Below are 8,057 nucleotides of genomic sequence, written 5' to 3' on the forward strand. Positions count from 1 at the left end.
ACCTTCGTCGCCGATGCGAGCCACGAGCTGCGCACCCCGCTCGCCTCCATTCGGGGCTACTCCGAGCTCGTTCGCCGGATCGGCGGGACGCTGCCAGCGGACGTGGCGCGCTCGCTCGGGCGGATCGAGTCGGAGTCGCTGCGGATGCAGGCGCTGGTCGAGGACCTGCTCCTGCTCGCCCGCCTGGACGAGGGGCCGGCGGCCGCGGCCGAGCCCGTTGACCTCGGCCCCATCGTGCGCGCGGCGCTCGGCGACGCCGCGGTCATGGACGCCGAGCGGCTCTGGGAACTCGACGTCCCGGAGGAGCCGGTCCCCGTGGCCGCCGACGCGGGGCAGCTGCACCAGATCGTCGCGAACCTGCTCGGCAACGCCCGCCAGCACACCGAGTCGGGCACGACCGTCGGCGCGCGGCTGCGCGCCGTGCCCGGCAGCGAGCCGGGGCAGCCCGGCTTCGCGGAACTCACGGTGCACGACTCGGGCGCGGGCATCCCCCCGGAGATCATCGACCGGGTCTTTTCCCGCTTCGTCCGGGCGGACGCCTCGCGGGCCCGCCCCGACGCCGCCTCCGGCAGCGGCCTCGGCCTGAGCATCGTCGCCGCGATTGTCGACGCCGCGGGCGGCTCCGTCGGCGTCACGAGCGAGCCGGGGGACACCCGCTTCACGGTCCACCTCCCGCTGGCCCCCGAGCCTGGCGGGGAGTTTCCGAATGTCTCTGTGCTCGCCTCTTAGCGCTGAGTGAATCGTTGCAGCTGTTCCGCCGACGCGGCGCTCATGTCTGAGGGGACCCCGAGATCCTGGAGAAAATGGACAACGCTTTTCATTTCTTCAGCACGACGAGACGCGTGTGTGAGGGAACCGGTCAAAAACCGGTCAACAATTGCGGAGCCGCTGCCGGCGAGCTGGGCGGCACACTGTTCCCGGATCCACTGTTCTCGACCCGCCGCGGCCCCCGCCGTGACGGCCTCGGTAATGACTGAGGCGAGCCCTTTCATCAGGATACTTCGGAGAAGTTTGTGAGCCATCGCGTCTCCGGGGGATCCTTCCGCGACCGTTTCCACAGGGGCACCGACGTGGCCCAGGAGGTCCGCGACCTCTGTCACACTGCCGCCCGAAGCAAGCAGCGGGGTGCTCGTGCCGTACACAAGAACCGGACCGAGAATTGCGATGTCGGTGTACTTCAGGTTGGGGAACCGTTGCGCAGTTTCAGCTTTTTGCGTGGGGGAGGCAGTGCTCATGTCGACCCAAAGGGATTCTGCGGGTAGACGGGGGAGGAGGGTTTCGGAGAGCCCGTGGGCGGCGAACGCAGTGGTGAGAACAAAGACGGCGTTGATGTCGTGCAACGGCGGTTCGAGCGTCCGACTGACACGAGGGGGCGTTGGGACATCACCCGGGTCGATTCCCCAGACCGAGTGACCGGCTGCCGCGAAGGCTGCCGCGTAGATGCTTCCTGCCTCACCCAGACCGATCACGGCGATATTCGCCATGGTATTCCTCTCTTCTGCTGACCCGGGGTCAGCTACTTAACTGTTCGATTGCCCGAGCCGCGGTTTTTAACTCGCTGACCCACTGGAGCAATTCGGCTGGTGCCGAGTCATCAGCGCGGGTTGCGATGATGACCATCGCAGGGCGCTCATACTCGTTGGTGCCCCGAACGGGTACCGCCAGGCTCTGCATTCCGAGCTCACGCTCCCCGCGGGCGTAGTGAAATCCCTGCTTCCGGATCTCCAAGAGCTCAGCTTCAAATGCGGCGCGGGTCACGTTCTGGCCGCTCACATGGTCCAGAGAGGGCTGTGCCGACAGGAAACGCGCGCGCTCCTCGCTCGTGAACCCAGCCGCAAGCACCTTGCCGCCTCCGAGGTGCAAGGGCAGCCGCCGACCGATCGGGATTTGGTACCGCAGCGGTTGGCTCCCATCCACGCGGGCCACGAGAACTCGACTGTCATCGTGCTGAACGTAGAAGGAAGCGGTGTGGCCGGTGACCTCGGCAAGCTCCTGCAATATGGGCTGAACCAGGCGGCTTCTGGTGTCGGTCGAGAGGAAGGCATGAGACCCACTGAGGAAGAGCGGGCCGAGCCGATATCGGCCTGCTCGGTCCTGTTCCACAAAGCCTCGACGCATGAGCACGCTGAGGATCCGGGTCACGGTGCTGGCGTGGAGATGTGTTGCGTGCGCGATATCGGTGAGGCGGAGCGAAACCCCCGCCCCTTCAATGGCGGCGATGACATCAAACGCTCGCTCAAGGGAGCGCATCGTCGAGGTGGTCTTCCCCTCGTTTCCCGGATCCCGCATGCGTGTCTCCTCCCTATGTGCGGGCCGCAATCAATGCGACACGGGTCTCAGCTTCTTGTGTGTGTTTTCGTTGCGCACGAAGCAGTACCTCCTCTGCTCCCAGTCGAGGAACCACAACCACTCCGTCCGCGTCGCCGCAGATGAGGTCTCCCTCGTTCGCGACCGCGCCTCCGACCGCAACGGGCTCGCCGAGGCGATAGGGGCCGTTTTTGTACGGCCCGGCTGAGTTCACCCCGCGAGCAAAAACGGGAAGCTCAGCAGCACGGATTCCGGGAACGTCACGGACGGATCCGTCGACCACGAAACCGGCGATTCCTTGATTTCGGGCGCGCTCAGCGATCAAATCCCCGAGGAGGGCTCGATAGGTCTGCCCTCCTCCCGCCACAACGAGTACCCGGCCGGGTTGTGCCCGGTCGAGGGAGCGATGAATGCCGAGATTATCGCCCTCTCTCGTCCATACGGTGCTGATCAGTCCGCAGAGGCTGGCCCCGCTCCACACGGGCTTGATCTCGGCATCAAGGGCGCCGAACCGGTCCATGACATCGCAAATGACTGAGGTGGGAAGCAATCGGAACTCGTCAAGGAGGTGGCTGATGCTTCCGGGATCCACCGGAGCTGGCACGGTTACTTCGCCTCAAGCACGAGGTCAAGAACCGAACGATACATGGTGTCCTGCTCCGCCCAAACCTCTGCGTAACCCGCTGCGTCCCGATAGTCGGTGGTGAGCCCGAGGTTCGCCATTTTTTCGACGACATCTGGATCATTGATCGCGGCTTGGAAAGCGGCGTTCAAGCGGTCGAGCACGGTGTCCGGGAGCCCAGCGGGTGCCGAAAAGCCTCGAACGGTTCCGGTGGAAATTTCATACCCCTGCTCCTCGAAGGTGGGTGCTTCCGGCAGGCTTGTGTGGCGCTCATCGGCCATGATGCCGAGAACTCTGGCCTTGCCTTGATCCTCAAGCTCTTTCACGTCAGAGACGTTCGCGACGAGTGTTTCCACGTGTCCGCCCAGAAAGGCCGTGGTCGCAGCGGTGGCTCCCTCGGCAAAGTGCACCGGGTTGAACTCCACCCCAAACTCATCGGCCAATTCCGCGATCACGAAGTGCTCACCGGTCTGAAGCCCCGTCGTCGTTGCGTTGACTGTTCCCGGGGCTGAGCGAACGGCAGTGAAGAGCTCCTCAAGGGTCTGGTGGGGACTGTCCACGGGGACGGCGATGGCCGCAGGATCAACAACCTGCATGGCGAGGGGCTGGAAACTCTCCATCGTATAGGTGGCCCCGCGAGAGGGATCGAGGGGCGAGACCACAACCGAGGGTGAACCGGTTGTCCCGATGGTGTACCCGTCCGGGGCGGCTTTTGCCAGTTGCGTGTACCCGACCTGGCCACCAGCGCCGGTGACATTATTTACTTCAACGGGGACTCCGAGCTCTCGCTCGAGAACCGGGGCGACCAGCCGTGCGGCAGTGTCGACAGCCCCGCCAGGACTGAACGCCACGAGAAACTCAATTTTTCGCTCCGGAAAGGTATCGTCAGCGCTCATGTCATCTGGGCTCCCTCCCTGCGCGCATCCGGCGAGGAAGAGAGCGACGATTCCGGTTGCAACGAACGCAGTAGTTTTCTGAAACATGTCTCGACTCACTTTCTGTTCAACAGGGTGACCGATCTCGGTCACACCTCGACGTCTTCGTTCAGAGATGCAGGTTTTTTGAAGCGAAAGAGCGGGCTGAGCAAGATCAAGGCCGCAAGGATCAAGAGCACCGTCGTGATCGGTCGGGTGACGAAAATCTCCGCAGAGCCTTGAGCGAGCAGCAGGCTCTCGCGAAGCGACCGCTCCATGAGGGGTCCGAGCACCATTGTGAGCACGAGCGGTGCCATAGGGATCTCAAAGTGCCGAAAAAGGAGCCCCACGAGGCCAAACGCCGTCATGATCAAGATGTCAAAAGTCGAAAAGTTAATCGAGTACGCACCGATGACCATGAAACACAGAATCAACGCTGAGAGCAGCGGATATGGGATCTTCAGCACCTGGACCCACACTCGGACCAGCGGAACGTTGAGAATCAAGAGGATGACATTTCCGATAAAGAGGCTGGCGATGATGGTCCAGGCAAGCTGAGACTCTTCAACAAAGAGCTGAGGCCCGGGAGTGAGCCCGTGCTGGAGAAAAGCACCCATCAGCACCGCAATCGTCGGAGAAGCCGGAATCCCGAGGGTGAAGAGCGGAATCATCGAAGCGTTTGCGTGTGCGTTGTTGGCCGTTTCTGGGCCAGCGACGCCCTCGATAGCACCCTGGCCGAGCTCTCGGCGGTGCTTGGAGAATTTTCGTTCGGCTCCGTAGGACAGCAACGAGGATACCGACGCGGTCATCCCCGGGATGACTCCGGTGAAGAACCCAATTCCCGTCCCGCGCGCGATGGCAGGTGCGGAACGTCGAGCATCGGTTCTCGTCGGCATCAGCCTGTGGATTTTTCGACCGGTGCCCGGGGTCATCTCGACACCCTGATACGACATCACCTCGGAGAGCCCAAAGATGCCGACAATAACCGCGACGAAGGCGACTCCGTCGATGAGGTCCACTTGACCGAAGGTGAATCTCGTTGCGCCCACGACCGGATCGATGCCGACCATCGCGATGAGGAGCCCGAGTGCTCCTGAGATGAGAGCCTTGACCATGGATTTTCCAGCGAGGGCCACGAGAAGTGACAGGCCGAGGAGGACGAGCGCGAAGAACTCTGGGGGCCCGATGGCAAGACCGAAAGAACTGAGGGGTTCGGCGAGAGCAACAAGCGCTACCGTCGCCAGCGTGCCACCGATGAAGGAGCCGATCGCGGCGATGGTTAAAGCCACTCCTGCGCGACCCATCTTGGTCATCTGATACCCGTCAATGACGGTCACCGCCGAGGACGCTTCCCCCGGAGTGTTCAAGAGCACACTGGTGATGGTGCCGCCGTACTGCGACCCATAGAAAATTGCGGCCAGCATGATGATTGAGGCAGCGGGATCGAGATTAAAGGACAGCGGAATGAGGAGGGCGACACCGGCAACGGGTCCGATCCCAGGAAGGACGCCGACGAGTGTCCCGAGCAGGCAGCCCAGGAAAGCAAAGAGGAGATTCTGCCAACTCAGTGCTTGAACGAAACCATCGGCAAGGCTTATCAGCGAATCCATGGCTCACAGCCCCAGGTTTGCGAGGAATGCGAGCGAGGAGGTGGGCAATCGGACTCCGAGCACCGAGTGGAAGAGCGCAAACGCCCCAAACGATCCAATGAGCGTGACACCGACTGTCCAGACCCAGGACTGTTTTCCGAGGATCTTCAGATGGAAAAAGAGAAACAGTGCCATGGACAGTTGAAACCCGAGAACGTCCATCAGGACCACGAGCACAATCAGGCTCCCCAGAATGGAGATGACTCGACTGCGGTGAACAGATTCACCGATCGCAAATCCACGCCGTTTCGTTTCCACTGCCCAGAGCGCGGCAAGTCCGATCAGGAGGACTCCCATTGCGCCGGGGAAAAAGCCGGGTCCCGGCCCGAAGGCCGTCCAGAAGCGAAGCTCGGCGGAGAGGAAGACCGTGATCACTCCGATGACGGCAACAGCGATTTGGGCGATCTGTGTCTGGAGCTTCGCGGACCACCGCGGGTGTGGCTGGGCCCCGGGGGAGGCATCGTCAGCAGACATGGGAACCTCACTTTCACATCGTCGGGAAAGGCTCAAGTTGCATTGTGTGAAACTCATATTCATTCAATGGCGACATGACCATAACAACACGTCTGAGAGAAGTCAACGGCGCCCCAGGCGCACGTCGCAGAAGCGATACGTGCGAGATTTCAGGGCAGTCGGGACCGGCTGCGCCGTTCGGGGTCGGGCGTCGGGTCCAGGTGCTCGAGCAGGGCTCAGCGCGCCCCCCGCCGAGCCCGCCTCGCAGTCGCCCGGCTAGTCGGCGTCCGGCTCGGCGGCGGCCTCGGCCGCCCGGCGCTTGCCGCGGGCGCGCGGGCGGGGCGGCCGCCCGTAGGAGTCGCCCGGCTCCACGGCCGGGGTGTCCGCCTCCGCGAAGAGGACGCGGATCACCTCGGTCGCCGTCGGCTCCGGGGCGGCGTCGCCCGTCGCCTCCGCGCGCGGGCCCTGGCCGCCGACGCGGTCCGGGGTGAGCCGGCGACGGCGGTCGCCGCCCCGGCGCAGGTCCCGGTTCAGGCGGCGGTCGCCGTGATACAGGATCCCCCGCCAGTCCACCTCGGTGCTCGCCTTCGGCACCACCGGGCTCACGGGCGGCGTCTTCTTCGGCTTCACCGGCACGTACAGCCAGCCGACGACGCCGAGCACGATGTCCGCGAGCGAGTTGCGCAGGCCGATGTAGGAATAGATCGCCCAGGTCGCCATGATGGCGTTGAACGCGGCGAAGGCCGCGTTGCCCCAGTTCTGGAGCTGGAAGTCGCGCAGCGCCGTGATGACCGAGAAGATCACGATCAGGTAGGGGATCGCGACGTAGATCGCGGGCGCCGCCGTGCGGCTGGCCACCTTCGGGGTGCGCGCGAAGGGAATCTTCTGCCCGGTGATCGCCTGCTGCACCGACTTCGCCACCCCGGCGAGGTTCACCGGTAACAGCACCAGGTTGAAGCCGTAGATGCGGAAAATGTCGCTGAAGCGGTGCCCCGCGTCCCGCAGGTCCGAGCCCATCGACAGGAAGTACGGCAGCGCCGCGACAAAGACCAGGGGGCTCAGCAGGCGCGAGTCGAAGGGGTAGAACAGCAGGAAGAGCAACCCGAGCGAGGCCCAGGTGATCGACACCATGTAGTTCGTGCGCAGCATCCACTCGCTCGCCCGCACCTGATCGGGGGAGCCGCGCCTGGCCCGGATCTGCTCGAAAAACTTCGGCATGATGAGCAGGCCGCCGTTCGCCCAGCGGCGACGCTGCACCACGAGCGAGCCGAAGTCGGGCGGGGTCGCGCTGTAGCTCAGCCGCTCCGGGTAGTTCTTGAGCGACCAGCCATGCGTGCCCAGGTCGATGCTCGACTCGGTGTCCTCGATGACGGTGCGGTCCTGCACGTAGGTCGTGATCGTGAAGCCGCCGACCGTCTCGGTCTCGGCGATGTCGTTCAGGGCCGCCTTCCGGATGACCGCGTTCGCGCCGACCCAGAAGGTCGCGTCGTAGTGGGTCATGCCCTGGTGCAGCTGGTACTGGAGATCGGTTGTCGCGCCCGCGATCCGCTCGATCCGGGTCGGCGCGCCGCGGAACGAGGAATACGGGGTCTGCGTGACCGCGATGCGCTCGTTCTCTGGCTGCTCCAGCAGGTACACCAGCCGGATGCAGTAGTCCCGCAGCAGCTGTGAGTCCGCGTCGAGCGTCAGCAGGTAGCGGCTGTCGGGCACCACGAGATCCCCGGGCTCGGAGGCCTCGTGCTGCCCCCGCCGGACCAGCACGGTGCTCGCCTGATCCGTGCCCTCCTGCCGGAACACCCCGCCCATGAGCGAGATGAAGGAGTTCAGGTTCATCGCCTTGTTCGGCTCGTGCGAGAGCGAGGCGTACCGCTTCCGCTCAAACACGCACAGCTCGGCGCGGAAGATCCACAGCAGCCGCCTGAGCAGCTCCTCGATCCGCTCGGCGGGCGGTGCCTCGCGCTGATCGGCCGCCGCCTGAAGCGCCAGCCGGGTCAGCCGCAGATCGCTCGCCAGCCCGAGGAGCACCTGCTCCACGAAGAACTCGGAGACGTGGTCGTGCAGGGCCTCTTCGCCCGCGAACCGCTCCAGCCACTCGGCGGCGAAGGCGTAGTG

General features: G+C 64.3%; 8 protein-coding genes. 1 reads left to right on the plus strand and 7 read right to left on the minus strand.

Annotation, left to right across the window (positions count from 1 at the left end):
• Positions 1-729 (plus strand): sensor histidine kinase (locus OOT08_RS11190; RefSeq protein ID WP_325092713.1); only part of this gene is annotated, 729 nt, incomplete at its 5' end.
• Here OOT08_RS11190 and OOT08_RS11195 read toward each other — a convergent pair.
• The 7 genes from OOT08_RS11195 to OOT08_RS11225 all read right to left on the minus strand — a co-directional run.
• On the minus strand, positions 726-1,484 hold the full coding sequence (locus tag OOT08_RS11195) for a DUF1932 domain-containing protein (protein WP_325092714.1): 759 nt from the start codon (positions 1,482-1,484) through the stop codon (positions 726-728). The two genes, OOT08_RS11190 and OOT08_RS11195, sit on opposite strands and share 4 nt — an antisense overlap.
• A gap of 28 nt (positions 1,485-1,512) precedes the next feature.
• On the minus strand, positions 1,513-2,289 hold the full coding sequence (locus OOT08_RS11200; RefSeq protein WP_325092715.1) for an IclR family transcriptional regulator: 777 nt from the start codon (positions 2,287-2,289) through the stop codon (positions 1,513-1,515).
• Positions 2,290-2,302: 13 nt separating this feature from the next.
• A complete protein-coding gene (locus OOT08_RS11205; protein WP_325092716.1) occupies positions 2,303-2,857 on the minus strand; it encodes a methyltransferase in 555 nt (184 codons plus the stop codon).
• A gap of 56 nt (positions 2,858-2,913) precedes the next feature.
• Positions 2,914-3,912 carry a tripartite tricarboxylate transporter substrate binding protein gene (locus OOT08_RS11210; protein ID WP_325092717.1) on the minus strand — a complete coding sequence of 333 codons (999 nt, stop codon included), beginning with the start codon at positions 3,910-3,912 and terminating at the stop codon, positions 2,914-2,916.
• A 41-nt stretch (positions 3,913-3,953) separates the two neighbouring features.
• On the minus strand, positions 3,954-5,453 hold the full coding sequence (locus OOT08_RS11215) for a tripartite tricarboxylate transporter permease (RefSeq protein WP_325092718.1): 1,500 nt from the start codon (positions 5,451-5,453) through the stop codon (positions 3,954-3,956).
• Positions 5,454-5,456: 3 nt separating this feature from the next.
• Positions 5,457-5,966 carry a tripartite tricarboxylate transporter TctB family protein gene (locus OOT08_RS11220; RefSeq protein WP_325092719.1) on the minus strand — a complete coding sequence of 170 codons (510 nt, stop codon included), beginning with the start codon at positions 5,964-5,966 and terminating at the stop codon, positions 5,457-5,459.
• 255 nt (positions 5,967-6,221) lie between these two features.
• Positions 6,222-8,057, minus strand: a 1,836-nt coding sequence (locus OOT08_RS11225; RefSeq protein WP_325092720.1) for a glycosyltransferase family 2 protein, incomplete at its 5' end; no start/stop codon positions are given.

Origin of the sequence: Leucobacter sp. M11 (genome assembly GCF_035726885.1) — a bacterium.
Lineage (GTDB): Bacteria > Actinomycetota > Actinomycetes > Actinomycetales > Microbacteriaceae > JAPFRB01.